A 1,032-nucleotide genomic window follows, 5' to 3' on the forward strand; every position below is an offset into this window, starting at 1 on the left:
GCATATCGTGACCAGCACCACGCACAAGACGCTGCGTGGCCCGCGCGGTGGCATTGTGCTTACGAATGATCCGGACATCGCTAAGAAGGTCAATTCCGCCGTATTCCCGGGCCTTCAGGGTGGTCCGCTCATGCATGTCATTGCTGGCAAGGCTGTGGCCTTTGGCGAGGCCCTTGGCGAGAAGTTCAAGGCGTATCAGGGCGCGGTGGCTGAGAACGCCCGCGTTCTGGCTGAGGAACTTGTGGCACGCGGCTTTGACATCGTGACCGGTGGTACGGATTGCCACCTCGTTCTGGTCGATCTGCGTCCCAAGAAGGTAACGGGCAAGATTGCCGAGGCGGCTCTCGAGCGCGCCGGGATCACGGCTAACAAGAATGCTATCCCGTTTGACCCTGAAAAGCCGTTTGTGACCTCTGGTATCCGTCTGGGCAGCCCGGCCGCGACGTCACGCGGTTTTGGCGTTGAGGAATTCCGCACGATCGCTCGTATGATCGATGAAGTGCTGAGTGCCTACGGAACGCCGGAGCAGGACAGCGTCGAGCAGCGCGTTCATGACGAGGTAAAGGCGCTTTGCCGTCGCTTTCCCATCTATGACGTCGCCTATCCCGGCGCCTGAGGATAAAAGAGGGGGGCAATGAGCCCCCCTTTTTTTGCCCGCGCGGGGCGATTGCGGTGGATCGTATGACCGGGTTTCGCTGCGATCGTGTCCAGAGTGTCGTCTGGTTGTCGCGACCGGATCGCGCCTATAGCCTGCGCGCGAGCCTCACCGCCAGTTGTCCTCTGCGCACACACAGATTGGGCATGATGAGGACGCATTGGTCGTAGGGCGTACAGATTTCATCATCACCGTCCAGCGCGATAACCGTGCCCGCCTTTTCGATCATCTGGCCACCAATATAACTCTCGGTAAACCCGAAACTGGCGCTTCTGGCGACGACATTGTCGGTCACCATTGCCTGACGTGAAACGGCAACCGGCTCGCTCCGGCTGCTCCAATGCACAAACCCCGCATTCTCAACAAAGTGGCGAATG

At 59.6% G+C, this 1,032-nt stretch carries 2 pseudogenes; one reads left to right on the plus strand and one right to left on the minus strand.

Going from position 1 to position 1,032, the window contains the following annotated elements:
* A pseudogene (gene glyA, locus P792_RS28540) lies at positions 1-616 on the plus strand (serine hydroxymethyltransferase); the annotation flags it as partial.
* A gap of 127 nt (positions 617-743) precedes the next feature.
* Here glyA and P792_RS0119050 read toward each other — a convergent pair.
* Positions 744-1,032 (minus strand): annotated as a pseudogene (locus tag P792_RS0119050) (hypothetical protein); the annotation flags it as partial.

This window comes from Asaia sp. SF2.1 (assembly GCF_000505765.1).
GTDB lineage: Bacteria > Pseudomonadota > Alphaproteobacteria > Acetobacterales > Acetobacteraceae > Asaia > Asaia bogorensis.